At 63.7% G+C, this 24,940-nt stretch carries 21 protein-coding genes and 1 tRNA gene; 13 read left to right on the top strand and 9 right to left on the bottom strand.

Annotated elements, in window-relative coordinates; translation table 11 throughout:
- Positions 1-2: 2 nt before the first annotated feature.
- The 10 genes from ABT392_RS14115 (at position 3) to ABT392_RS14160 (ending at position 8,093) form a co-directional block, all read left to right on the top strand.
- The gene (locus ABT392_RS14115; protein ID WP_334277990.1) at positions 3-860 is read left to right on the top strand and encodes an energy transducer TonB; all 858 of its coding nucleotides are present in this window, start codon (positions 3-5) and stop codon (positions 858-860) included.
- 15 nt (positions 861-875) lie between these two features.
- The gene (aroE, locus tag ABT392_RS14120) at positions 876-1,706 is read left to right on the top strand and encodes a shikimate dehydrogenase (protein WP_334277991.1); all 831 of its coding nucleotides are present in this window, start codon (positions 876-878) and stop codon (positions 1,704-1,706) included.
- A 2-nt stretch (positions 1,707-1,708) separates the two neighbouring features.
- Entirely contained in the window at positions 1,709-2,449 is a 741-nt protein-coding gene (locus ABT392_RS14125; RefSeq protein WP_334277992.1) for a transglycosylase domain-containing protein, read from the top strand.
- A complete protein-coding gene (locus ABT392_RS14130) occupies positions 2,446-3,042 on the top strand; it encodes a hypothetical protein (RefSeq protein WP_334277993.1) in 597 nt (198 codons plus the stop codon). The genes ABT392_RS14125 and ABT392_RS14130 overlap by 4 nt, the downstream gene beginning before the upstream one ends.
- A complete protein-coding gene (locus tag ABT392_RS14135) occupies positions 3,039-3,596 on the top strand; it encodes a TlpA disulfide reductase family protein (protein ID WP_334277994.1) in 558 nt (185 codons plus the stop codon). The genes ABT392_RS14130 and ABT392_RS14135 overlap by 4 nt, the downstream gene beginning before the upstream one ends.
- A gap of 114 nt (positions 3,597-3,710) precedes the next feature.
- On the top strand, positions 3,711-4,154 hold the full coding sequence (gene aroQ / locus ABT392_RS14140) for a type II 3-dehydroquinate dehydratase (RefSeq protein WP_395385476.1): 444 nt from the start codon (positions 3,711-3,713) through the stop codon (positions 4,152-4,154).
- A 71-nt stretch (positions 4,155-4,225) separates the two neighbouring features.
- Positions 4,226-4,684: an acetyl-CoA carboxylase biotin carboxyl carrier protein gene (gene accB, locus ABT392_RS14145; protein ID WP_334277995.1), complete on the top strand. Its 459-nt coding sequence runs from the start codon at positions 4,226-4,228 to the stop codon at positions 4,682-4,684.
- Between the two features lie 19 nt (positions 4,685-4,703).
- Positions 4,704-6,053: an acetyl-CoA carboxylase biotin carboxylase subunit gene (gene accC, locus ABT392_RS14150; protein WP_334277996.1), complete on the top strand. Its 1,350-nt coding sequence runs from the start codon at positions 4,704-4,706 to the stop codon at positions 6,051-6,053.
- 17 nt (positions 6,054-6,070) lie between these two features.
- Complete coding sequence (gene prmA, locus ABT392_RS14155) at positions 6,071-6,973, top strand: 50S ribosomal protein L11 methyltransferase (protein ID WP_334278451.1); 903 nt, start codon at positions 6,071-6,073, stop codon at positions 6,971-6,973.
- A gap of 67 nt (positions 6,974-7,040) precedes the next feature.
- A complete protein-coding gene (locus ABT392_RS14160) occupies positions 7,041-8,093 on the top strand; it encodes a zinc-ribbon and DUF3426 domain-containing protein (RefSeq protein WP_334277997.1) in 1,053 nt (350 codons plus the stop codon).
- A 114-nt stretch (positions 8,094-8,207) separates the two neighbouring features.
- On the opposite strand, the gene ABT392_RS14165 is transcribed toward ABT392_RS14160, so the two are convergent.
- The 7 genes from ABT392_RS14165 to ABT392_RS14195 all read right to left on the bottom strand — a co-directional run bounded on the left by ABT392_RS14165 (position 8,208) and on the right by ABT392_RS14195 (position 18,481).
- Positions 8,208-8,837: a histone gene (locus ABT392_RS14165; RefSeq protein ID WP_334277998.1), complete on the bottom strand. Its 630-nt coding sequence runs from the start codon at positions 8,835-8,837 to the stop codon at positions 8,208-8,210.
- Between the two features lie 239 nt (positions 8,838-9,076).
- Positions 9,077-10,234 (bottom strand): ribonucleotide-diphosphate reductase subunit beta, encoded by a 1,158-nt coding sequence (locus ABT392_RS14170; protein WP_334277999.1) that lies wholly within the window; start codon positions 10,232-10,234, stop codon positions 9,077-9,079.
- A gap of 268 nt (positions 10,235-10,502) precedes the next feature.
- Positions 10,503-13,421 (bottom strand): ribonucleoside-diphosphate reductase subunit alpha, encoded by a 2,919-nt coding sequence (locus ABT392_RS14175; RefSeq protein WP_334278000.1) that lies wholly within the window; start codon positions 13,419-13,421, stop codon positions 10,503-10,505.
- 614 nt (positions 13,422-14,035) lie between these two features.
- Complete coding sequence (locus tag ABT392_RS14180) at positions 14,036-15,568, bottom strand: sigma-54-dependent transcriptional regulator (protein ID WP_334278001.1); 1,533 nt, start codon at positions 15,566-15,568, stop codon at positions 14,036-14,038.
- Positions 15,565-17,394 (bottom strand): sensor histidine kinase, encoded by a 1,830-nt coding sequence (locus tag ABT392_RS14185; protein WP_334278002.1) that lies wholly within the window; start codon positions 17,392-17,394, stop codon positions 15,565-15,567. Before ABT392_RS14185 ends, ABT392_RS14180 begins: the two co-directional genes overlap by 4 nt.
- A gap of 4 nt (positions 17,395-17,398) precedes the next feature.
- Positions 17,399-17,653, bottom strand: coding sequence for a PP0621 family protein (locus ABT392_RS14190; RefSeq protein WP_334278003.1), 255 nt, complete (start codon positions 17,651-17,653; stop codon positions 17,399-17,401).
- Between the two features lie 6 nt (positions 17,654-17,659).
- Positions 17,660-18,481, bottom strand: a complete 822-nt coding sequence (locus ABT392_RS14195; protein ID WP_334278004.1) for a cytochrome C assembly family protein — start codon at positions 18,479-18,481, stop codon at positions 17,660-17,662.
- 51 nt (positions 18,482-18,532) lie between these two features.
- Between ABT392_RS14195 and ffh the strand changes: the two genes are divergently transcribed.
- Complete coding sequence (gene ffh / locus ABT392_RS14200; protein WP_334278005.1) at positions 18,533-19,912, top strand: signal recognition particle protein; 1,380 nt, start codon at positions 18,533-18,535, stop codon at positions 19,910-19,912.
- Between the two features lie 131 nt (positions 19,913-20,043).
- On the opposite strand, the gene ftsY is transcribed toward ffh, so the two are convergent.
- Positions 20,044-21,108, bottom strand: coding sequence for a signal recognition particle-docking protein FtsY (ftsY, locus tag ABT392_RS14205; RefSeq protein WP_334278006.1), 1,065 nt, complete (start codon positions 21,106-21,108; stop codon positions 20,044-20,046).
- 78 nt (positions 21,109-21,186) lie between these two features.
- Here ftsY and ABT392_RS14210 point away from each other — a divergent pair.
- A tRNA-Met gene (locus ABT392_RS14210) sits at positions 21,187-21,263 on the top strand.
- An 896-nt stretch (positions 21,264-22,159) separates the two neighbouring features.
- On the opposite strand, the gene ABT392_RS14215 is transcribed toward ABT392_RS14210, so the two are convergent.
- Positions 22,160-23,158: a hypothetical protein gene (locus tag ABT392_RS14215; protein ID WP_334278007.1), complete on the bottom strand. Its 999-nt coding sequence runs from the start codon at positions 23,156-23,158 to the stop codon at positions 22,160-22,162.
- 731 nt (positions 23,159-23,889) lie between these two features.
- Between ABT392_RS14215 and ABT392_RS14220 the strand changes: the two genes are divergently transcribed.
- Positions 23,890-24,675 (top strand): hypothetical protein, encoded by a 786-nt coding sequence (locus ABT392_RS14220; RefSeq protein WP_334278008.1) that lies wholly within the window; start codon positions 23,890-23,892, stop codon positions 24,673-24,675.
- Positions 24,676-24,940 lie beyond the last annotated feature (265 nt).

The following is a 24,940-nucleotide window of genomic DNA, read 5'->3' on the forward strand; positions in this document are numbered from 1 at the left end:
CGATGACGGCCAAGAAGAAGCTCTCGACCCTGCATCTCGCCTTGCTGGTGTCCCTGGGGGCCCACGCGGGTCTGCTGACGCTGCGCATCGTCGATCCCGAGAGCTTCAACCGCATCTTCCAGGACACGCCGCTCGAGGTGGTGCTGGTCAACACCAAGGCCAACGAGGCCTCGGAGAAGCCGCAGGTGCTGGCGCAGGCCAATCTGGCAGGCGGCGGCAATACCGATGTCGGCCGAGCCACATCGCCGCTGCCGCCGTCCAAGGTCCTGGAGATTGGCGAGGCCAGCGAAGTGCAGCATGCACGCATCGATACGCTGCGCCATCAGCAGGAGCAGTTGCTGGCCCAGCTGCGCCGCGACATTGCCCTGCTGCCCGCGCCCGACCCGCAGCGCGACAAGGGCTCCCAGGAAGCGCGCGAGCAGGCCGAGCGCCGCCGCCAGCTGGTGCAGATCCTGGCCACGATAGAGAAGCGGGTGAATGAAGAGAACGCGCGCCCGCGCAAGCGCTACATCAGCCCGGCCACCCGCGAGGTGGTGTACGCCCAGTATTACGACGCGCTGCGCCGCCGGATCGAAGACCGCGGTACGCGCGACTTCCCTGAGTTCCGCGGCCAAAAGCTGTATGGCGAGCTGACCATGAACATCCACGTGGACCAGCGGGGCCGCGTGATCGAGACCGACATCGTGGCCTCCTCAGGCAATGCCAATCTGGACCGTCGGGCCGAGGCCATCGTCAGCGCGGCCGCGCCCTTCGGCAATTTCACCAATGCGATGCGGCGTGGCGCCGAAGTGCTGGTGATCACCTCGCGCTTCAAGTTCACCCGCGACGATGGTCTCGAGACCTCACTCAGCGGGCGCTGACAGGAATTGATTGCAATGGATCGCTATGCCGTCGCCGGCAATCCGGTTGAACACAGCCAGTCGCCGTGGATTCATGCGGCCTTCGCCGAGCAGACCGGCCAGCAGCTGGACTATGGGCGCCTGCTCTGCCCGCTCGACGGCTTCACCGCCACGCTGAAGCAGTTCGCCAATGAAGGCGGCCGTGGCTGCAGCGTGACCGTGCCATTCAAGTTCGAGGCTTTCGAACTGGCAGCGCGGCGCAGCGAACGCGCCCTGCTCGCCGGCGCTGCCAACACCCTGCGCTTCGATGACGAGGGCTGGTTCGCCGACAACACCGATGGCGTCGGCCTTCTGCGCGATATCGAGCGCAATGCCGGCCGGCCGCTGGCCGGTCAGCGAATCCTGCTGATTGGCGCCGGCGGCGCTTCGGCCGGCGTGCTGGGGCCGCTGCTGGCTGCGCGCCCCGCTGAGCTGGTGCTGGCCAATCGCAGCGTGGACAAGGCGCACGCCCTGGTGGCATCGCATGCCGCATGGGCTGCTCAATATGAAGTGAACTTGCGCGCCGCGGCGCTCGATGCTTGCGGCCGAGGCTTCGACGTCGTCGTCAACGCCACCGCTGCCAGCCTGGCTGGTGCTGGCATACCGGTGCCTGCCGAAGTACTGGCGCCTGGCGCGCTGGCGCTGGACATGATGTACGGCCCCAAGGCCCAGCCCTTCCTGGACTGGGCCGCCGCCCATGGCGCCGAGGGTCGCGACGGCCTGGGCATGCTGGTCGAGCAGGCCGGCGAGGCCTTCCAAGTCTGGCGGGGCGTCAGGCCGCAAACCGCCACGGTGCTGGCGGCGCTGCGCGCGCGGCTCGGGGTCTGATCATGCTCAAGCAACTCTGGCGACTGCTGGCGCTCGTGCTGTTGGGCGTGATCGCGCTGCAGCTCTACTTTGCCGGCCGTATCGCCTTGATGAACCTGCTTGCGCCGCAGTCCACGAGCTTCCAGCGTTCGGAGATGCTGCGCATCACGACCGAGAAGCATCAGCTGCTGTGGAGCCAGGACTGGGTCGATAGAGATCAGATCTCGGCCAATCTGCGCCGCGCGGTGATCGCCAGCGAGGACGCCGGCTTTGCCGACCATGGCGGCGTCGATTGGGATGCGCTGGAAAAGGCCTGGGACAAGAACCAGCGCGAGCAGGCCAAGGTCGACAAGCGCCTGGCCCGTAACCCGGCCGCCCCCACCAAACCGGTGGCCAAGGTAGTGGGCGGCTCGACGATCACCCAGCAACTGGCCAAGAACCTGTTCCTGAGCAGCGAGCGCAACCTGGCACGCAAGGGTCAGGAGTTCCTGATCACCTTCATGCTGGAGGGCCTCTTGAGCAAGCGGCGCATCCTCGAGATCTATCTGAACAATGTGGAATGGGGCGAAGGCGTGTTTGGCGCCCAGGCCGCCGCGCGCCACTATTTCCATGTCGATGCCAGGATTCTTGGCGCCAACCAGGCAGCCCGGCTGGCCGTGATGCTGCCGGCGCCCAAGCGCTTCGAGAAACGGCCCGCCTCGCCCTATGTGCTTGCGCGCGCCGGGACGGTGGAAGCAAGAATGAGTGCGGTCGAACTGCCATGAGTGACATCAAGCAAGAGATTGCCGCCACCGCCGCGCGGATGGTTGTTGAAGAAGGCCTGGAGTACGGCCCGGCCAAGCAGCGCGCCGTCAAGCAGCTCGGCCTGAACCGCCGCACCGAGCTGCCAGACAACGACGAGCTGGAAGACCAGGTGCGCGAGTACCTGGCCCTGTTCTGTGCCGACACCCAGCCGACCGAGCTGGCCGCCTTGCGCGCGCTGGCCGCCCAGTGGATGGAGCGGCTGGCCGAGTTCCGGCCCCACCTCGGCGGCGCCGTCTGGCGTGGCACGGCCACCCGGCTTTCCAATATCCACCTGCAGCTGTTCTGCGACGACAGCAAGTCCACCGAGATCGCGCTGATCAACCAGGGTCTGGACTATGAGGTTGGCAGCAGCACGGCGCATGGCCGCGAGGTGGACGTGCTGGCGCTGTCGGTGAACTGTCGGGAGCTGAACGAGCAGGTGCTGGTTCTGCTGACCATCTTGGACTTTGACGATTTGCGCGGCGCCCTGAAGCCCGACACCCGCGGCCGCAGCGAGCGCGGCGACCTGGCCGCCTTGCGCCAGCTGATTGAAAAGGAAACAGCCCAGCCATGACGAACAGCACCCCTGACAAGCAAAAGCGCCGCCTGCTGGTGGGCGGCGTGGCCGTGGCAGCGGCTGCAGCCGGCCTCACGCTGGCCCTGCGCCGGCAAGCCAGGGAGGAATCCAGGCAGGCAGCCGCCACGGAGTCGCTCGGCGGCCTGTGGGCTGCCGCGTTCGACAAGCCTGCCGGCGGCCAACTGCAGATGGCCGGCCTGCGAGGCCAGCCCTTGCTCGTCAATTTCTGGGCGACCTGGTGCCCGCCCTGCGTCAAGGAGTTGCCCGAGCTGAACGAATTCCAGCGCGAGTTTGCGGCCCGGGGCTGGAGGGTCGTCGGCCTGGCCATCGACAAGGCGGACGCGGTTCAGGCCTTTCTGAAGAAGGTGCCGGTCGAATTCGACCTGGGCCTGGCCGGATTGACCGGCACGGATCTGGCGCGCAAACTCGGCAACCCGCAAGGCGGCCTGCCCTTCACCGTGGCTTTCAACGCCCAGGGCCAGGCCTTCTGGAACAAGCTCGGCCCCACCAGCCTGCCCGAGTTGCGCCAGTTGGCGAACTCAATCGCCTGAAGTGGTCAAGCGATATATTTCTGGCTAGTTGGCTGGATTGGGGCCTAAAAAGCGTAAAGTCCAGCCTTTCTCGCTTCTAGTGTCTGCGCTCTAATGGGCCAGGACGCGCCACTGATGCAAATTCTGCTACTTCACGGACCCAATCTCAATCTCCTTGGCAGCAGGGAGCCTCAGATCTATGGTTCGCGAACTTTGGCTGAAATCAATGCTGATCTCGTAGAGATGGCAGAGAAAGCTGGGGCCAAGCTTGAATGCTTCCAGAGCAACCACGAAGGTGAGCTGGTGGATCGCATTCAGGCGGCGAGCCGGGAGGGATGCCAGTTCGTCATCATCAATCCGGCCGCCTATACCCATACCAGCGTGGCGATCCGCGACGCGCTGGCGGGTGTCGGTCTGCCTTTTGTTGAAGTGCATCTGTCCAATATCCACAAGCGCGAGCCCTTCCGGCAGCACAGCTATTTCTCGGACCTGGCCGACGGAGTGATCTGCGGCTTAGGCCCGACGGGCTACCGGCTGGCCTTGCAGTACGCGCTTGAGAAGCTCGCCCGCCCGAGCTAGGCCACAAGCCGAAACGGGTGCGCCCGGCACTGGAAAACCAAGATACAACCTATTCCGTTGGAGAAGACCTCATGGATCTGCGCAAGCTGAAGACCCTGATCGACCTGGTGTCCGAGTCGAATATTTCCGAGCTCGAAATCACCGAAGCCGATGGCAAGGTGCGCATCGTGAAACAGGACGGCTCGGCGATGGTGCCGATGGCTCAGGTCATGCAGGCCCCGATGGCCGCACCTGCCGTGGCGCCCCCGCCCGCCGCACCGGCTGCCCCCGTGGCTGCCGCGCCGGCTGCCGAAACCGGCCACACGGTCAAGTCCCCCATGGTCGGCACCTTCTACCGCTCCAGCAGCCCCAATGCCAAGGCCTTTGTCGAAGTCGGCCAGTCCATCAAGGAAGGCGAACCGATCTGCATCATCGAAGCCATGAAGATCATGAACGAGATCGAGGCCGACAAGACCGGCACGGTCACCAAGATCCTGGTCGAGAACGGCCAGCCGGTGGAGTTCGGCCAAGCGCTGTTCATCATCGAGTAAGCGCAACGGACGCTCGATCATGTTCAAGAAAATTCTCATCGCCAACCGAGGCGAAATCGCGCTGCGGATTCAGCGCGCCTGCCGCGAGCTGGGCGTCAAGTCTGTCGTCGTCTATTCCGAGGCCGACCGCGATGCCAAGTATGTGAAGCTGGCCGACGAGGCCGTCTGCATCGGCCCTGCACCTTCCGCGCAGAGCTATCTCAGCATGCCGGCCATCATCGCCACGGCCGAGGTCACCGACGCTGAAGCCATTCACCCCGGCTACGGATTCCTGAGCGAGAACGCTGACTTTGCCGAGCGCGTCGAGCGCAGCGGCTTCACCTTCATCGGCCCCACATCGGAAAACATCCGCATGATGGGCGACAAGGTCTCGGCCAAGCAGGCCATGATCCGCGCCGGCGTTCCCTGCGTGCCAGGCTCGGAAGGCGCCCTGCCGGAAGACCCGAAGGAGATCATCAAAATCGCCCGCGCTGTCGGCTACCCCGTCATCATCAAGGCGGCAGGCGGCGGCGGCGGCCGCGGCATGCGCGTGGTCCACACCGAAGCAGCCCTGGTCAATGCGGTGCAGATGACCCGCGCCGAAGCGGGTGCGGCTTTCGGCAATCCACAGGTCTATATGGAGAAGTTCCTGGAGAACCCACGCCACGTGGAAATCCAGATCCTCGCCGACAGCCACAAGAACGCCGTCTGGCTCGGCGAGCGCGACTGCTCGATGCAGCGCCGCCACCAGAAGATCATCGAGGAGGCACCAGCACCCGGCATTCCGCGCCGCTCGATCGAGAAGGTGGGCGACCGCTGCGCCGCCGCCTGCAAGAAGATGAGCTACCGCGGCGCCGGCACGTTCGAGTTCCTGTACGAGAACGGCGAGTTCTATTTCATCGAGATGAACACGCGCGTGCAGGTCGAGCATCCGGTCACCGAAATGGTCACAGGCATCGACATCGTGCAGCAGCAAATCAAGATTGCAGCCGGCGAGAAGCTGCCATTTACGCAGCGCAATATCGAGATGCGCGGCCATGCGATCGAGTGCCGCATCAATGCGGAAGACCCGGTCAAGTTCGTGCCCTCGCCCGGCCGCATCACGACCTGGCACGCCCCCGGCGGCCCGGGCGTGCGCGTGGACTCGCATGCCTACACGAACTACTTCGTGCCGCCCAACTACGACTCGATGATCGGCAAGATCATCTGCCACGGCGACACCCGCGAGCAGGCCATGGCCCGCATGCGCATCGCCCTGTCGGAAACGGTGGTCGAGGGCATCCAGACCAACATCCCGCTGCACCGTGAACTGATGGCCGACGCCAAGTTCATGGAAGGCGGCACCAGCATCCACTATCTGGAAAGCTGGATGAGCGAACACAAGCGTTGACCATGAGTGACCCGACCCTGCACGAACTGGTGCTGATCTGCGGCGAAGATGATGTCGAGACCGTCAGCGATGCGCTGATGGAACTCGACGCGCTGGCCGTCTCGGTAGAAGACGCAGACGCGGACACTGATGCCGAGAAGGCCCTCTTTGGCGAACCCGGCATGCCGGCCCCAAAGGGCGGCTGGCAGCGCTCCGCCGTGCGCGCGCTGTTTCCCAGCGAAGCCGACGCCACCGAGTGCGCCACCTTGATACTGGCGCAGGACTGGGCCACGAACGTGCATGTGCAGACGGTCCAGCAAGTCCCCGAGCAGGACTGGGTGCGCCTGACGCAGTCGCAGTTCGCGCCGGTCGAGATCACGCCCGAGTTCTGGATCGTGCCGTCCTGGCATGAAGCCCCGGCCCAGGCAAAAAAGGTGATGCGACTGGACCCGGGCCTGGCCTTCGGCACCGGCACGCATCCGACCACGCGCATGTGCCTGCGCTGGATTGCCAAGCATGCGGACCTGGCCCCGGGCTGGGATCGCGTGCTCGACTATGGCTGCGGCTCCGGCATCCTCGCCATCGGCGCGGCCCTGCATGGAGCGCGCGCCATCGACGCGGTAGACATCGATCCGGCCGCGGTGATCTCTACCGAAGCCAATGCCAGCGCCAACAAGGTGCCATCCATCATCAAGGCAGCCCTGCCCGACGCAGCCCAGGGTGAGTACCCGCTGGTGCTGGCCAATATCCTGGCCACGCCGCTGCGACTGCTTGCGCCGCTGCTTTGCGCCCATGTGGCGGCGGGCGGCCATCTGGTGCTGGCTGGCATCCTGGAGCGTCAGGCCGATGAGCTGAAGGAAGCTTACGCGCCATGGTTGAAGCTTGAAGTCAGCGACAGCGAAGAAGGCTGGATCCTGATGACTGCGCATCGCGCCGCCTGATGCACCGCCTGGCTGTCGAGGGTCGCCCTGGGGTCTGGTCTTGCCAGGCCCATGGCATGATTCGCCCATGAGCCTGGCCACCCGCTGCACCGCCTGCGGCACCATCTTCCGCGTGGTGCAGGACCAGTTGCGCGTGTCTGACGGCTGGGTGCGCTGCGGCCGCTGTGCCGAGGTCTTCGACGCCCGCGAGCAGCTCTTCGACATGGACCGCGAGCCGCCGCCCGCATGGCCAGCCCAGGGTGCGGCAGCCGTGCCTGAAGAAGCGGTGGCGATCGAGCCTGAGCCTTTTGACATGACGGCGCAGGCGCCGGAGCCGGAGCCCGGCATCGAGGAAGGTATCGAGTCCTGGGAAGAAGAGCCCGAAGCACTGCCGCCTGCCGCGCCACCTCCCGAGCCGCCAGCTCATCAGATCGATCCCCACTTCGACGAGCCTGGCGATGCACTGCCGTCGGCAGCGTCGCATGAGCGTGTCGATCCCGGATTCAGCGCTGTCGATGACCAGCCCGATGTCGTGCTGACGCCGCGGCTGGCCGAACTTGCCGCCGACCCAGCCGATGCACCGAGCCCGGCATCAATTGCAGACAAGGGTGCTGAGAAGAAGGCAGCAACGCCCGAGTTCGTCCGCCGCGCACAGGCTCAGCAGCGCTGGCAACGGCCCGGCGTGCGCGTGGCATTGGGCCTGGCTTGCGTGTTGCTCCTGGCGTTGCTGGCCGCCCAGTTTGCCTGGCAGTTCCGCGACGCACTGGCCGCGCAATACCCAGCCGCCGCGCCAAGCCTGCGCACCGCCTGCGAGACCCTGGGCTGCCAGATCCAGCCCTGGCGCCACATCGAGGCGATCTCGGTGGAGCAGACTGCACTGAGCCAGGCTGGCTCGGGCAACAACTACAAGCTGTCGCTGACGCTGCGCAACAAGTCGTCGCATGAGCTCGCCTTGCCCTGGGTCGACCTGAGCCTCACGGATGCGAGTGGTCAGCTGGTGGCGCGTCGCATGCTGTCGCCGGCCGACTTCAACTTGAAGACAGATCGATTGAGCGCCAATGCCGAGCAGCCCTTGCAATTGGTTTTTGGCAGCGGCACCCAGCGCGTGACCGGCTACACGGTCGAGATCTTCCACCCCTGATCTGCCAAGACGCGCAATCCGCGCCTCTTCCAACAAACCCAAGACCTGCGTTCGATCTGCAGGCGAAAAAAAACCCGGCCGGAGCCGGGTTTTGATCGCCTAGTGGCGCTTCACTCAGGGCTTGTTGCCCGTCGGGAAGGGCCATGCAGCTTGCGGGCTCAGTGCCGTCTTGGCAGCGGGCGCGGGTGCAGCAGCGGCAGGCTTGGCAGCCGGGGCGGCCTTCTTTGCAGGAGGCTTGGCGGCAGGCTTGGCAGCAGCAGGCTTCGCAGCGGCAGGCTTGGCAGCGGCCTTGGGGGCAGCAGCCTTCTTGGGAGCAGCGGCCTTCTTGGCAGCAGGCTTCTTGGCAGCAGCGGCCTTCTTGGGAGCAGCAGCCTTCTTGGCCGGTGCAGCCTTCTTGGCAGCGGGCTTCTTGGCAGCAGCAGCCTTCTTGGGAGCTGCGGCCTTCTTTGCCGGAGCAGCCTTCTTAGGAGCAGCAGCCTTCTTTGCCGGAGCAGCCTTCTTGGGAGCTGCGGCCTTCTTTGCCGGAGCAGCCTTCTTAGGAGCAGCAGCCTTCTTTGCCGGTGCAGCCTTCTTAGGAGCAGCAGCCTTCTTTGCCGGTGCAGCCTTCTTGGGAGCAGCAGCCTTCTTGGCCGGAGCGGCCTTCTTGGGAGCAGCGGCCTTCTTTGCCGGTGCAGCCTTCTTGGCCGGAGCGGCCTTCTTCGCGGGAGCGGCCTTCTTGGCCGGCGCCTTCTTTGCAGTTGCCATTACAGTTCTCCTTGATCAAGGTAAGAAGCACTGCCCAACTCACGGCGACGCCGCTCGTTGAACAGTTATTCACCACCCGAAGTCGCCCAGGAGGAGCGCCCCGGTGCGGTGAATTGGTTTGCGCTTTTGCCCGCCTTGGCTTCATCAAGTGGCCAAGGTCGCTGCTCAAGCGCCAATCTTTCAAACTCTCTCGCGTTGAACGGTCAGGCAACAGCACACGCCTTGCCAAACCCGCTCACTCAATCCCAGCTGAGCGCGCCACCCGATTGGTATTCGATGACACGCGTCTCGAAGAAGTTGCGTTCCTTCTTCAGGTCAATCATTTCGCTCATCCAGGGGAACGGGTTTTCCTCGTTCGGGAAGAGCTCCTCGAGGCCGATCTGCACCGCGCGACGATTCGCGATGAAGCGCAGATAACCCTTGAACATCGAAGCATTGAGGCCCAGCACGCCACGCGGCATGGTGTCCTCGGCATAGCGGTACTCGAGCTCGACGGCTTGCAGGAACAGGGCCTTGATCTCGGCCTTGAACTCTGCCGTCCAGAGCATCGGGTTCTCAAGCTTGATCTGGTTGATCAGGTCGATACCGAAATTGCAGTGCATCGACTCGTCACGCAGGATGTACTGGTACTGCTCTGCCGCACCCGTCATCTTGTTCTGGCGACCCATGGCCAGGATCTGCGTGAAGCCGACGTAGAAGAACAAACCTTCCATCAGGCAGGCGAAGACGATCAAGCTCTTCAAGAGCGTCTGGTCGTTCGCCGTAGTGCCGGTGACGAAGTTCGGGTTCATGATCGCTTCGATGAAGGGGATCAGGAACTCGTCCTTGTCGCGGATCGACTTGACTTCGTTGTAGGCGTTGAATATCTCGCTCTCATCGAGGCCGAGGGACTCGACGATGTATTGATATGCGTGCGTGTGAATCGCTTCTTCGAAGGCCTGGCGCAGCAGGAACTGGCGGGCCTCGGGTGCCGTGATGTGGCGGTAGGTGCCCAGCACGATGTTGTTGGCGGCCAGCGAATCGGCGGTCACGAAGAAGCCGAGATTGCGCTTGATGATGCGGCGCTCGTCTTCGGTCAGACCGTTCGGGTCCTTCCACAAGGCGATGTCGCGCGACATGTTCACTTCCTGCGGCATCCAGTGGTTGGCGCAGGTGGCAAGGTACTTTTCCCAGGCCCACTTGTACTTGAACGGCACCAGCTGATTGACGTCGGTCTGGCCGTTGATGATGCGCTTGTCGGCGGCCTTCACGCGGCGCTCGGTGGCGGCGGGAACGGCTGCGGCAGCGGGGGCGGAATGCGAGGGGGAGACTGAAGCGCTCGCGACCTGAGCAAGACTCGGTGCGATGTTCGGAGTGACTCGTTGAGCGGGCTTCAGTTCTTCTTCCCAATCAAGCATGGTGGGCTTCCTATCGAGGCGAATTATCGGAGTGTTGTGTTCAAACACCAAGGACTTCTTGACAGCAAATGCACTTCGCTGTTGCTCGACTGCATCGACTTTTCTCACGCACAGGGCGCTTCGATGTCGAGGCAATCAAGTGTTCATCGATGCAGTCACGCACAGGTCGCAAAAAATGCCGTCGGCGTTTTGCATCGATGAACACTGGGTTCTCTCGCGATGAGCAGAAAACGTGGCCGCGATCGCGGCCACGTTTGCACACATCGAATTACTGGCAGGCCTCGCAGCCTGGGTCGTCGATCGCGCAGAACTTGATGTCGGTGGCGGGTGTGGTGTCTTCAACAACAACGGTGGTCTCGACAACCACCGGCGCTGCGTAGACAGCACCACCTGAGTTCGACACGGCGTTCAGCTGACCCGACTTCGTGACCGTGCTCTTCTCTGCTGACGAGGCGCTGATCGTGCGCAGGTAGTAGGTCGTCTTCAAGCCGCGCAACCAGGCGAGCTTGTAGGTTTCATCGAGCTTCTTGCCCGATGCGCCGGCCATGTAGATGTTCAGGCTCTGCGCCTGGTCGATCCACTTCTGACGGCGGGCCGCAGCCTCGACCAGCCACTCGGTCTCGACTTCGAAGGCCGTTGCATACAGGCTCTTGAGCTCATCCGGCACGCGGTCGATGCGGCGCAGCGAACCGTCGAAGTGCTTCAGGTCCATCACCATCACGTCGTCCCACAGGCCCAGACGCTTCAGGTCACGCACCAGAGATTCATTGATGACGGTGAACTCACCCGACAGGTTGGACTTGACCGAGAGGTTGCCGAAGCAGGGCTCGATCGATGCATCCACGCCGATGATGTTGGAGATGGTCGCGGTCGGGGCGATGGCCACGCAGTTGCTGTTGCGCATGCCGTGCTGGGCGATGCGGGCGCGCAGCGCATCCCAGTCCATCGTCGAGCTGCGGTCCACTTCCACATAGCCACCACGGGCTTCGGCCAGCAGATCGAGCGAGTCGATCGGCAAGATGCCGCGGTCCCACAGCGAGCCGCGATAGCTCGAGTAGCGGCCGCGCTCTTCGGCGAGCTGGGTCGAAGCCAGGTAGGCGTAGTAGCAGACGGCTTCCATCGAGCGGTCGGCAAACTCGACAGCAGCTTGCGAGGCGTACGGGGTACGCAGCGCATACAGCGCGTCCTGGAAGCCCATGATGCCCAGGCCCACCGGGCGGTGACGCAGGTTCGAATCACGTGCCTTCTTGACGGCGTAGTAATTGATGTCGATGACGTTGTCGAGCATGCGCATCGCCGTGGCGACGGTCTTCTGCAGCTTGGCGTGATCAATTTCCTTGCCGTTCTCGCCGTCCTTCAAGTGCTGCTTCAGGTTCACCGAGCCCAGGTTGCAGACCGCGATTTCGCTGTCGTTGGTGTTCAGCGTGATCTCGGTGCACAGGTTGGACGAGTGCACCACGCCAACGTGCTGCTGCGGCGAGCGCACGTTGCAGGCGTCCTTGAACGTGATCCAGGGATGGCCGGTCTCGAACAGCATCGAGAGCATCTTGCGCCACAGGTCCTTGGCGGGCATGCGCTTGAACAGCTTGATCTCGCCGCGGTCGGCCTTCTGCTCGTAGGCGACATAGGCCGTCTCAAAGGCCTTGCCGAACAAGTCGTGCAGGTCCGGGCAGGTGGACGGACTGAACAGTGTCCAGTCGCCACCGTCCATCACGCGGCGCATGAACAGGTCGGGGATCCAGTTCGCCGTGTTCATGTCGTGCGTGCGGCGGCGGTCGTCGCCGGTGTTCTTGCGCAGTTCCAGGAACTCTTCGATGTCCAGGTGCCACGATTCCAGATAGGCGCAGACGGCGCCCTTGCGCTTGCCGCCCTGGTTCACGGCCACGGCCGTGTCGTTGACCACCTTGAGGAAGGGGACGACGCCTTGCGACTTGCCGTTCGTGCCCTTGATGTGCGAACCGAGGGCCCGCACCGGCGTCCAGTCGTTGCCCAGACCACCGGCGAACTTGGACAGCAACGCGTTCTCTTTCAGCGCCTCATAGATGCCATCCAGGTCGTCGGCCACCGTCGTCAGGTAGCAGCTCGAGAGCTGCGAGCGGCGGGTACCCGAGTTGAACAGCGTCGGCGTGCTGGACATGAAGTCGAAGCTCGACAGCACTTCGTAGAACTCGATGGCGCGCGCTTCGCGGTTGATCTCGTTCAGCGCCAGGCCCATGGCCACGCGCATGAAGAAGGCCTGAGGCATCTCGATCCGCTTGCCTTCTGTGTGCAGGAAGTAGCGGTCGAACAGGGTCTGCAGACCCAGGTAGTCGAACTGGAAGTCGCGATCAGCCTTCAGTGCGGCGCCCAGCTTGGCCAGGTCGTACTGCTGCAGCCTCTCGTCCAGCAGCTCGGCCTGCACACCCTTCTTGATGAATTGCGGGAAGTACTCGGCATAGCGCTGGTGCATCTCGGCCTGGGTGACTTCCTCACCGAGGATTTCCTTGCGGATGGTGTGCATCAGCAGGCGCGCCGTGGCCTGGCTGTAGCTCGGGTCCTTCTCGATCAGCGTGCGGGCGGCCAGGATGGAGGCCTTGTAGACCTCGTCGATCGGCACGCCGTCGTACAGATTGCGCTTGGTCTCAGCCAGGATGGGCTCGGCTTTCACGTCGGCGCCCAGGCCTTCGCAGCTGGAGACGATCAGCGCCTGCAGGCTGGCCAGGTCCAATGGCACGCGCTGGCCGCCATCGATCACATGGATGCTGGCTTCCGCAGCCTTGGGGGCAGCGCCCTCGCCCTGGCGCAGGCGCTCTTGCGCACGACGCTCGCGGTACAGCACGTAGGCGCGGGCCACTTCATGGTGACCACCGCGCATCAGACCCAGCTCGACGTGGTCCTGCACGTCTTCAATATGGAACGTACCGCCACTGGGACGCGAGCGCAGCAGGGCGCGCACCACGTTTTCGGTCAGGCCGTCCACCGTCTCGCGCACGCTGGCCGAAGCCGCGCCACTGGTGCCATGCACTGCCAGGAAGGCCTTCATCAAGGCCACAGCAATCTTGCTGGGCTCGAAGGACACGACCGCACCATTGCGGCGAATGATCTGGTAGGCCAGGTATGCCGACGACTGCGGCGCCGCTGCGCTGTCGGTGGCAGGCACGCGGCTCGCGCCTTCGGCGACGACGGGCTGGGCGAGATGGGTTTGCATGGTGGGTCTACTTCCTTGTCTTTTCGTTCGAATCGGAATGGCAAAGCCGCGGCGGCATGTGCGGCTGCAGCCGTGGCTTTACTTGGGTCTTTGTTTGGGCTCGGTTAGCTCGCTGGCACTCGGCTGGCCATTCACCGATGCCTGAGCCCAGACACCACTGACTGCGAATGCAGCGTGGCCTTGAGGGTCTCCGGGAACAGCTTTTGAGACAGGCATTGCGGTGTGAAACCGAGTCAGGAGAATAGCACGAAAGGACACTATATCTGGGGGTCAACACCCCTTCAAGCACTACCAATAGCGTACGAACACTGTTGACCTAGGGGGGCGAATTGGCTAGCGAAGCAGTCTGGCGCGAGGCTTTCGGGCCAGGTCTTGCCCGCTCTATCGCGGGCTCACTGCGTGCCGGCCGATGGGTGCCGACGGCGGGCCGCATCAATGCTGGCTTGCAGCAAGAAATCGCTCGCCAGGCCGCGCCAATTGGTGCTTTGCACTTGCGCCGGCGACGGTCGGCGGCAGCGCTTCAGGACGGTTCGCGGCGGGCCGACGCGAGCACCGCTGTAACAGTTCGCAAGCCACCACTAGGGATAGTCTGGGGCCCTCGCAAACCCTGCTCTTCAGCTGTCGCTACCACCCTCGCCCACCGTGATGCCCAGGCGTGCCATGCGGTAGCGGATCTGGCGCAAGGACAGGCCCAGTGCCGCGCCAGCCGCCGTGCGGTTGTAGCGATGGCGCTCGAGCGCTCGCACCAGGATGTTGCGCTCGACATCGTCCAGGTGCAGGGCCAGGTCGTGAGGCAGCTCGGCCTCGTCGTCCGACACACGCCCTGGCGATGCCGGCACCAGACTGGCCAGCGGGTCGTCCAGAGCAGCGAACTGTGAATCGTCCAAGGCGGCGTCCGGCAAGTCCAGGTCCTCGGCGTCGATTGATTCACTGCCGGACAGCGCCAGCGCCCGGTGCAGCAGGTTCTCGAGCTCGCGCACATTGCCCGGGAAGGCATAGCGCGCCAGCTGTGCCAGCGCAGCACTGGTGAGGCGCGGTGGCGGCGAGACGCCGGCGTCGTGCGCAATGCGCTGCAGCACTCTCTCGCTGATCGCCGCCAGGTCTTCGATGCGCTCACGCAGTGGCGGCACCCGGATCTGGATCACGTTGAGACGGTAGAACAAATCCTGCCGGAAGCGGCCTGCTGCGACTTCGGCGCCGAGGTCCTTGTGTGTGGCACTGAGGATGCGCACATTCACCGGCGACTCCGCCACCGCACCCACCGGCCTCACCGAGCGCTCCTGGATCGCGCGCAAGAGCTTGCTCTGCATGGCCAGTGGCAGGTCGCCGATTTCGTCCAGGAACAGCGTGCCGCCGTGTGCGGCCTTGAAGAAGCCGTCGCGGTCTTCATTCGCGCCGGTGAATGCGCCCTTGCGATAGCCGAAGAACTCAGCCTCCAGCAATTGCTCGGGAATCGCACCGCAGTTAACGGCGACGAAGGGTGCCGAAGCACGCGCACCGGCATCATGCACCGCATGCGCCACAAGCTCCTTGCCGGTGCCGGACTCACCTTGCAGAAGCACCGGCGCCATGCTGCGGGCCACCTTGCCGATCAGGGAACGCACCTGGCGCATCGCCGATGAATCGCCGGCCAGCCGGTGCAAGGCCGCACTGAGCGCAGCGTCGGTGCTCGATTCAAGCGAGGCGGCGGCCGGCGCTGGCGCCGCGGACGGCCCGGGCGCGGACGCAGACTTGCTGCTGGCTTTTGCCACCGTCGCCGGCGCCTGCTCGACCCGCGGGCTACGGCCCAGCGCCGACGCCACGACCATGCGGAACTGGCGCAGGTCGACTGGCTTGGTCAGGTAGTCGTACGCACCCGCCTTCAAGGCCTCGACTGCGTTCTCGGGCGAGCCAAAGGCGGTGATGACCAGCGTCTTCTCGCGGCGGCCGGCGCGCTCCAGCCAAATGAGCACATCGAGCCCGCTGCCATCGGGCAGCTTCATGTCGGTGATGACGGCGCTGAACTCGCGCCTTTGCAGGCGCTCAAGTGCCGCCTCGACCGTGCCGGCAGTCTCCAGCTCATAGCCTTCGCGCAGCAGCGTCAGCTCGTACAGCGTGAGCAGGTCGGGCTCGTCGTCAATGACCAGCAGGCTTTGATTGGCGCTCATCCGATGGCGTGTGAAGTGCCGGCCGCGGCGCTGCGGCAAAGGCTCAGAATGAATTCATTGCCCGCCTGGGCCGCACCCTCGTGGCGGCGATAGTCGATGCGCGCGCCGTAGCGCTCGCACAGTTCGCGGCAAATATACAGGCCAAGGCCGCTGCCTCGGCTGCGGGTCGAGAAGAAGGGCTCGAACAGATGCCGCTCGACTTCGGGCGTGATCGGCGCACCGAGGTTGAAGACCGACAGCAGGATCTCCTCTGCCTGCCCCGGCAGCACGCGCACATGCAGGGCGCCGGGCTGGCGCGGCGAATGGCGCAGGGCGTTGTCGAGCAGGTTGATCACCACACGACGCAGATGCTCGGGCTCGAACTGCGCCAGCCAGCTGCCAGGCGGAAGGCTCAGGCGCAGAGGGCTGGCGGCGCCCAGCGACAGGTCGTTCGTTCGCGCCCAGTCGGAGCAGATTTCAGGCAGCAGGCGCGCCAGATCAATCGGCACCGCCTGCGGCGGCCGGCCCGGCGCCAGTTCCATCACGTCGTCGACGATGCGCTTCAGGCGCTCCACGTTGGCCGCCACCATGCCGGTCAACTGGCGCTGCTGGGCGTCGTCCGCGTCTTCTGCCATCAGGGCGTTGGCTTGCGCAATGGCCGCGAGCGGGTTGCGGATTTCGTGCGCAATGCCGGCCGAGACGCGCCCCATCGCCGCCAGCTTTTCCTGCCGGCTGCGCGCGAGCACATTGCGGTGGTCTTCGATGAACAGCACACAGAGGTCTTCGCTGGCCTGGCTGTCGCGCGAGCGGGTGAAGCGCATGCGCAGGCGCAAGCCGCGTTGTGCGTCCGGGCTGAAGCGCAGAATGACGTCGCGCCCTTCCTCCGGCCAGCGGCCTTCAATGAAGGCCTGCTCCACCGCGCGCACCAGGGCCTCCCAGGCGGCCACGCCGCGCAACTGGAACGGCGCCGTGCGCACCGCCTGGCGCTCACCGAGCAGTGCGCGCGCCGAAGGGTTGGCGGCCCGAACGCGGCCGCGCCGGTCCACCACCAGCACGCCCTCCTGCATCTCGTCGATCACGAGGCGATTCAACTGCGCCTGCTGACGCGCCAGCTCCATGCTGCCGCGCGCCGCCCGCTCTTCGCGCGCCAGCCGACTGGCCAGCTCGTTGGCCAGCAGCCCGATCACGAAGAGGCCGATTCCGGTCATGCCGGCCTGGGTCAGGCGCAGGTCGAGCTCCAGGCCGAACACATAGGCCCAGGTTGCCGTACCCAGCATCAAGAGCGCGGCCATCGCGGCGGTAGCCAAGGTCAGGAGGCGCGAGGTCAGCACGCCCGCCATCAGCACCGGCAGCACGAACAAGGCGCCGTAGTTGACGCTGGCATTGCGGTCGGTGGCATGAAGAAGACCGAACAGCACGAGGTCGAAGCCGATGCTGGCCAGCCATTGCGGGCTGCTCAATCGAGACAGTGCTTGCACCGAGGCGCTGCGCTGCAGGCGTGGCAAGAGCCAGAGGACGGTGGCCTCCAGCGCATAGAGCCCGCAGACCAGCAAGGTCCAGCGTGGCGTGCTGCCACCAAGGCTGGCGGCGAGCAGCAGCGTGGCGATCAGAGCAAGGCCAAGCGCCATGCGCGCGCCAAGAAAGGCGCGGTAGAGACGCTGGAAGGCGCTGCCTCCGGCGTTGATCAGCCGGCGAGGCTGCGGAACGAAGAACTGCGAATCGCCATTGGACGACGGCACTTGGGGCGCCTCGTCGAAAGCGGCTGCTTCGCTGTCTCCCAGGCCGGGGCCGAACCAGGAGGGCGGCGAATCGTCGCCGCTGCTGTGGTGGGTCGAGGCCGCGGCCATTCAGTCAGTCGCCCGCATTCGCGGCCTCGTAGGCCTGGCGATGGGCGACACTGCAGAACACCCCGCCGCGCCCCGGCAAGGCATCGCCGCGCGGCAGATGCAGGCCGCATTGCGCGCAGGAAACCATGGACTGCGGCTGGGGCGGTGCCGCGGGCGCCGGCGGAGTTGCCGGCGGCGGGTCGCGCCGGGCCCGGCTCTTGGCACCCAGAACCCAGAACACCAGGGCCACCAAACCGACGAAGAAAATGATCTTGAACATGGAACCTCAGACACCGGCCGGGCGCTGCAGCAGCACCTCGATCACAAAGCGCGAACCCGCATAGGCCAGCAGCAGCAGCGCGGCCCCGAAATACAACCAGCGTGTGGCCCGGCGCCCACGCCAGCCCAGCACTTGCCGGCCGGTCAGCAGGCCGGTCAGCACCAGCCAGCCGAGCACCGAGAGCAGCGTCTTGTGGTCCCAGCGCCAATGCGGCGTGAACCACCAACCCAGCAGGATGGCCAGCGACAGAACGGTCACACCCGCGCCCACGAATTGAAAAGTCAGGCGCTCCAGGCGCAGCAGCGGCATGCCCGCGGTGCCCACGGCCGCCACCCTCTTCTTGTCGCGCATCTGGTGCTCGGCCCGGTTCAGCATCGCGGCATGAAGGACAGCGACGCCAAACAACCCGTACGACGCCAGGCCCAGCACCCAATGCAATGGCGCCCAGGGCGACGCCGCTTGCGGGCGGCTCTCGCCCGGGAAGGACCAGGCCAGCAGGCAGGCCAGCACGGCCAGCACGGCCAGCACACGGCGCGCGCCCGGCAGCGGCAGGAAGCGGCTCTCTACAAGATAGACGGCCAGCACCAGCCAGCAGGTCATGGAGAGCGCCGGCGCGAAACCGAAACGGGCGCCGGCCGTCGCACTGCCCAGGCCGGCGATATCGAGCAGGAGGGCCAAGGCATGGGCCATCCAGCCCAGCGGCAGGGCCCAGGGCATGCGCTGTTTGCCCGCCTCGTCGGTCCAGGCAGAAAGCGCGTAGGCCAGCATGGCCGCAAGGCTGCTGCCGGCCAAGGCCAGAGTCGCTGGAGAGGCGGACGATAAAATCATCGCCACAGTGTACTTTTGAGCGACCACCTTCCCGGCTGGCGCTAACCCCCGATGGCCTCCACTTTGACCGACCGCCTGAGCCTGCTCGTGAAAACGATGCGCGGCCAGGCCCGCATCACCGAATCGAATGTGCAGGACATGCTGCGCGAAGTGCGCATGGCCCTGCTCGAGGCCGACGTGGCCCTGCCGGTGGTGCGCGACTTCATCGCCCGCGTGAAAGAGAAGGCGATGGGCCAGGAGGTTGTCGGCTCGCTGAATCCTGGCCAGGTGCTGGTCTCGGTGGTGCACAAGGAACTCGCTGCCACGATGGGGGAAGGCGTCTCGGACATCAACCTCGCCGCCCAGCCGCCCGCCGTGATCCTGATGGCCGGCCTGCAAGGCGCCGGCAAGACCACGACCACGGCCAAGCTGGCCAAGCACCTGATCGAGAAGCGCAAGAAGAAGGTGCTGACGGTTTCGGCCGACGTCTACCGACCGGCCGCCATCGAACAATTGAAGACGGTGACGGCTCAGGCCGGCGCCGAATGGTTCCCGTCTGCGCCGGACCAGAAGCCGCACGACATCGCGCTCGCCGCCATCGACTACGCCAAGCGCCATTACTTTGATGTGCTGCTGGTCGACACTGCCGGCCGCCTGGCCATCGATGAAGCCTTGATGGCCGAGATCCGCGACCTGCACGCCACGCTGAAGCCGGTCGAGACGCTGTTCGTCGTCGACGCAATGCAGGGCCAGGACGCGATCAATACCGCCAAGGCCTTCAAGGAAGCACTGCCGTTGACCGGCATCGTGCTGACCAAGCTGGATGGTGATTCACGCGGCGGTGCGGCGCTGTCGGTGCGCAGCATCACCGGCGCGCCGATCAAGTTTGCCGGCGTGTCCGAGAAGATCGACGGCCTGGAGGTGTTTGACGGCGAGCGCCATGCCGGCCGCGTGCTGGGCATGGGCGACATCGTGGCCCTGGTCGAGGAAGTGACCAAGGGCGTCGACATGGCGGCCGCCGAGAAGCTGGCCGGCAAGCTCAAGTCGGGCGACGGCTTCGACCTCAACGACTTCCTCTCGCAGATCTCGTCGATGAAGAAGATGGGCGGCCTCTCCAGCCTGATAGACAAGCTGCCCACGCAGATGGCCGCCAAGGCTGGCGCCGCCGACATGGACAAGGCCGAGCGCGACATGCGCCGCATGGAAGGCATCCTGAACGCGATGACCGCCAAGGAGCGGGCCAAGCCCGCGCTGCTGCTGGACGGCAAGAGCAAGGCCAGCCGCAAGCGTCGCATCGCCCAAGGCGCCGGCGTGCAGATCCAGGACGTCAACCGCCTCTTGAATCAGTTCGACCAGATGCAGTCGATGATGAAGAAGATGAGCGGCGGCGGCATGATGAAGATGATGAAGCGCATGGGTGGCATGAAGAAGCTCATGGGTGGCGGAATGTGAGCTCCCGGCTCGCGGATACGCGAGCCACCCTCCGAGAGGGCAAAGAAATGGCCGGGTTCGACCCGGCCATTTGCTTTGTGGGCGCCCGCCTTGGGGCGGCCCGGCGCCGGGCGCAGAGCAAATACCGGCGCTTACTCCAGCAGCGCCTGCGCGAACTCACGCGCATCAAAGGTCTGCAGGTCTTCAAGCTTCTCGCCCACGCCGATGAAGTAGACCGGGATGGCACGTTCACGCGCGATGGCAGCGAGCACGCCGCCCTTGGCCGTGCCATCGAGCTTGGTGATGATCAGGCCGGTCAGGCCCAGCGCATCGTCGAAGGACTTGACCTGGTTCAGCGCGTTCTGGCCGGTGTTGCCATCGACGACCAGCAGCACCTCGTGAGGCGCAGATGCTTCGGCCTTGCCGATCACGCGCTTGATCTTCTTCAGCTCTTCCATCAGGTGAAGCTGGGTCGGCAGGCGGCCTGCCGTGTCGGCAATCACCACATCGCAATTGCGCGCGCGGCCAGCAACCACGGCATCAAAGGTCACTGCCGAAGGGTCGCCGCCCTCCTGGCTGACGATCTCGACTTGCGCGCGATCGGCCCAGACGGCCAACTGCTCGCGCGCTGCGGCGCGGAAGGTATCTGCCGCAGCCAGCAGCACCTTGGCGTTCGCCTCGGCGAGATGGCGGGTCAGCTTGCCGATGCTGGTCGTCTTGCCAGCGCCGTTGACGCCCACCACCATCATCACAGTTGGTTGCGAAGCGCCAATCGCCAGCGACTTCTGCAGCGGCTTCAACAACTCGGCCAGTGCATCAATCAAGAGACCACGCACTGCAGCCGGCTCGGTAGCCTTGCCTTCCTTGACACGGCGCTTCAGGTCTTCGAGCAGGAACTCGGTGGCCTTGACGCCGGTGTCGGCCATCAGCAGTGCAGCCTCGAGCTCTTCATAAAGTGCGTCGTCGATCTGAGTGCCGGTGAAGACTTGCGCAATGCTGGAACCGGTCTTGCGCAGGCCTTGGCGCAGCTTGTCGAGCCAACTCTTGCGAGGCGCTGGTACTTCTTCCTTGGATGCGGCCAGTGCCGGGCTCGCACTTTCGACAACAGCGGGTGCCGCAGCATCCGACTGCGGAGGCACTGACACCACCGGCTCCGCCGCAGGCGCACCTTCAGCAGATGAACCGCCGCCAAACTTCTTCTTGAAGAAACTGAACATCGAGATGCGCTTTTTTTGCAGAGGCCGCGAAAGAGGCTTGCATTGTCTTCCAAAACTTGGCTAGAATGGCGGGCTTGAGGCGCTTTAGCTCAGCCGGTTAGAGCGACGGAATCATAATCCGCAGGTCCGGGGTTCGAATCCCTGAAGCGCCACCAAATTATGTCCTTGTGCATCAAGCACTTAGACAAAGAAGCCACCCTAGCGGTGGCTTTTTGCTTTCTGGCTACATCAGCTCATGTAGCCCCCATGTAGCCACTTTGCGGAGCATCAACTGAGTACTCACCGCGTCGCTTGATGCCTCATGTCGCACGTGGCCAAGCCGGAATTTTGTGGAAGCCCCCTCCTGTAACGAGCCAGTGCACAGTTGCCGCGACCGTGGCGCATGGTCGGCTCAAGGCTGGTCAGAGTCATTCGCCGCGCACGGTCCGAGCGACCATTGCGTTCAACATCCGACATCCAACTGGCAGCAGACTGTGCGACCCCTATGCAGCTGAGACAGGGCACTCCGACCGCAGATCTGGATGACCGGTCCGTCCGCTGGCGAACTTGGCACTACCAACCCTTGGAGGCCTTCAATTCGTTCAACGGCCAAGTCGGTAGTCCGTTGCTTGCTGAGGAACGGCGTGCCGGGTGACGGCTGCGACCGCGGCCGCATTGCCTAGGGAGTGGTGAGGAGATCCTCGCTATCCTGGCTCATGTGGGTGAACGGAGAGGACGAGATTGTCGGCAGGCGCAAAGCCAATCGCCAAGAAGGCTCGCAATGCGCTTTAGGCAATTGGACAGATCCAATGCGCATGAGCGCTGCACCGTCGCTATTACAGGTGTGTGAGATTGCCGGCGCCAATCGGAAGCAGTCGCGCTTCAAGCGCATCCTGTAGAGCGGCGGCCTGCGCCTTGGCCTCCTGCCGCACCAGAAAGGCGCTTTGCTCCTTGACAGCATGCTCCACCCTTTGGAGGCGCTGAAGTCGCGACTCCAGCTCAGGCTTCGACTGAGGGCTCGGCAATCGATGGTACTCGCCCAAGAGGTGTCGGTTTTCCATGCGTGCCTCCACTATTCCTTCGTACGGTTCAGGTATCGGAGGTTCAATTCAGGCTCGAAAAAGTGTTTTCTTTTCAACCAGACCAGCCCTTCAGCCTTCGTCACGACCGCGACGTCGATCGGACCCCCGACAGACTCTGAGGGGGATGTGACGCGCTCCCTCAGTGCTTCCAGCACGAGTAATGATTCTGCCAGATGCCCCATCTCGGGGACGCTGAGGCTGTTCAAGACCCTTCGCAATGGGTAAAAGTTCTCGTTGTAGTTCCGTCGCGTGAAGTCGTCGAGGAACTCTTTATTTCGGGTGGTCTTGATGGCCTGTGCTTGAGCTGCAGGTACAACGATGCCCGCAGTGTTCAGGTCGTCAAAGACATGGTCTATCAGCTTGCCGCTACACAAGCGATTGATGTCTGACAGTGTCGAATCAAACCCGTCAGTGAACCGTTCGATCATTGAGGACTGCGCGAATGGCTGGATCCACGCTTCGTTGTCATGAGTGATCGCATAACTGTTCGCTGACTTCCAAAACAGTGTTCCCGCGATGTGGCCAAACACTCGAATGTGCGTGAAACTTGGGAAGATTTCGTCCTTGCCGTAGCCGGCTAAGACAACTCCCGTCGACTGCAAAAAATCTGCCGGCACCTTCATTAGAGCTTCACAGGCCAACGGCGCCAGCACTGCAGCGTTCGCGAATATCCACTTCTCTTCGGCGGCCAATTCGGCAGCAAGATCCACTTGCATCGCGGCGGCAGCCTGTTGGGCCGCGTTCTGGTCGGCTGCAGTCAGCGGAGCCGCAACTACCATTGCCGCCAAATCTGCACTAATCACTGCGCTGGCTGCTGCCCAAGCCGCTTGCCGGTCGGCGGCGATCGCATTTATGTCTGCGAAGACCGGTTCCAGCCGTTCTACCTCGCTTAGTACGTGTACGGCGGCGGCATACAGCCGTTTTGTAAGCAGTGCATCCCGAACCGTCTGTGGGAAGACCGCCGTGTTGGTTTCCAGGAATGCGATCAACGCGGGTTGATAGTCGACTAGCTTTGGGCGTTGGGGGGTTGAGGAGTCGTGCGCCCGAAAAAGTTTGGCCACCAACTCCCAAGGCACCCGATCAACGTCAGCCGAACCATAGATCGTTAAGGCTACGTTGCCATGAGTGCTGACGTCGAAAATCTTATTGGCAGCCTTTGAATATCGTGGGTGAGGCGCTCTGCCAGTAGTCACTGCACTGTCTGCAGCCACGACTACTGCGTCCTTATTGAGCATCAAGACTTCACTTGTCACCTTGGTCCTCCCGCCCTTGTTGCGCACTGAGCTTGTTGCAGAGTTTAGCTGGCTGGTAGGTTGCCTATATCACGTGACAGCCGCTGGCGTTGATCGCAATGCGGCTTTCGCAAACAACAACTCGGCCAGTCAAGTCGGGTTTCGAATGTTGAGTAGGCGGCGGGTCCTGCCATGACGCAACTGGTCTTTGGGTTGGCACTTTGACCCGAGGCGTCGAGGTTTCCGTGGTTGTCAGCAGTGCACGCCCTTCCGGCCATTAGCGTGTTGGATGCACGCGTCCGGTGGATGGCCGCTCAGAAGCTGAATCCGCGCGCCGAAGTGAGAGCGCGCGACGGACCGCAGCCGCTGCGGAACGGGCGTTCGCAGCCGAGGGCATGTTGCCGAACTTGACGCGCGCCATCACCGACTTGCACAACTAGCGCGCTATCCTCGCCGCCGAGCCGTTCTGACATTCGAGGACTCACAGCATGACCATCTCGCCCCCAAGCCGCCATAACAGTGCTGGACGTATTGAGAGCCTTGTTCTTCGTGGAGACGCACTTCCCAACCTATCGGCCACCGATGCCTGGGCAGAAGTTTTTGACGTACCCAAGGAGATCGCGGGTCTGGAACGGCACCATGAAGCAGCGAAGCTTCTATTGGCCTTGGCGCAAGAGATCCGCTTGATGGAACGCCAACTCCAGACTGCCGATGTTCCAGAAGATCTCTACAGGCCATTTGTTGAGCAATTGGCTCATGCTGCCTCGGTAAGCAACCTGAACAACCAATGGCACAACATCAGGGGCAATCACTTCGGAGCAGAGGTTCGATTGTCATTGCGCTGGTTCAAGCACATCCTGCCAGAAGATTCGTTGACTGCGACGGCGGAAGACCTCAGCGAGCTCGAGCGATTGCTAGATGAACTAGAGGACAGGATCTCCGCCGAAGGATTCCCTGCAACGCTGTTCATCTTCATCGGCAAGCAAATATCGGCCATTCGAAGTGCGCTGCGCCAATTTCCAATCGGCGGTCCAGTCGCACTGAGGCAAGCCACGCGGGCGTTTATGGCAGACGTTCATCTGGACGAAGATGAGATTCGAGAGTCGGCCCAGAGAGGCGACCGAGCTGTTGTCGCTGAAGCAAGCTCCACTTTGAAGAAGCTCTGGAACAAAGCAGTTACGCTTGCTGGCGATCTTGAAAAAGTTGGAAAGTCAGGCCAGGCCCTCATTGAATTTGGGACCACCATTGCAAAGATGCTTTCGCCGCCGCAATGACAAGCCTGCCCCAGCAACCCATTCAATGTCGGTTGGCTAACCCAGTGGGTGCTCTGCGCGTGTGCCGCGAAAGCTGTGAGCGACCCAGAGTTGTATTCAGGATCTGTGCGAACTCTGTTGCTGCGATCGACAGGCCACTACCCGCAGCGATCATTAGTGAATCAATGCGCTGAACGACGGCAAGGTGGCGGTCGCCGGAAGTTGGAACCTCCTGTGCCAAGGACGGCTATCGCTGCCAAGCTGCCCTCGCTTCTGACTGGCATCG

Source organism: Paucibacter sp. JuS9, assembly GCF_044043925.2.
GTDB lineage: Bacteria > Pseudomonadota > Gammaproteobacteria > Burkholderiales > Burkholderiaceae_C > JAUASW01.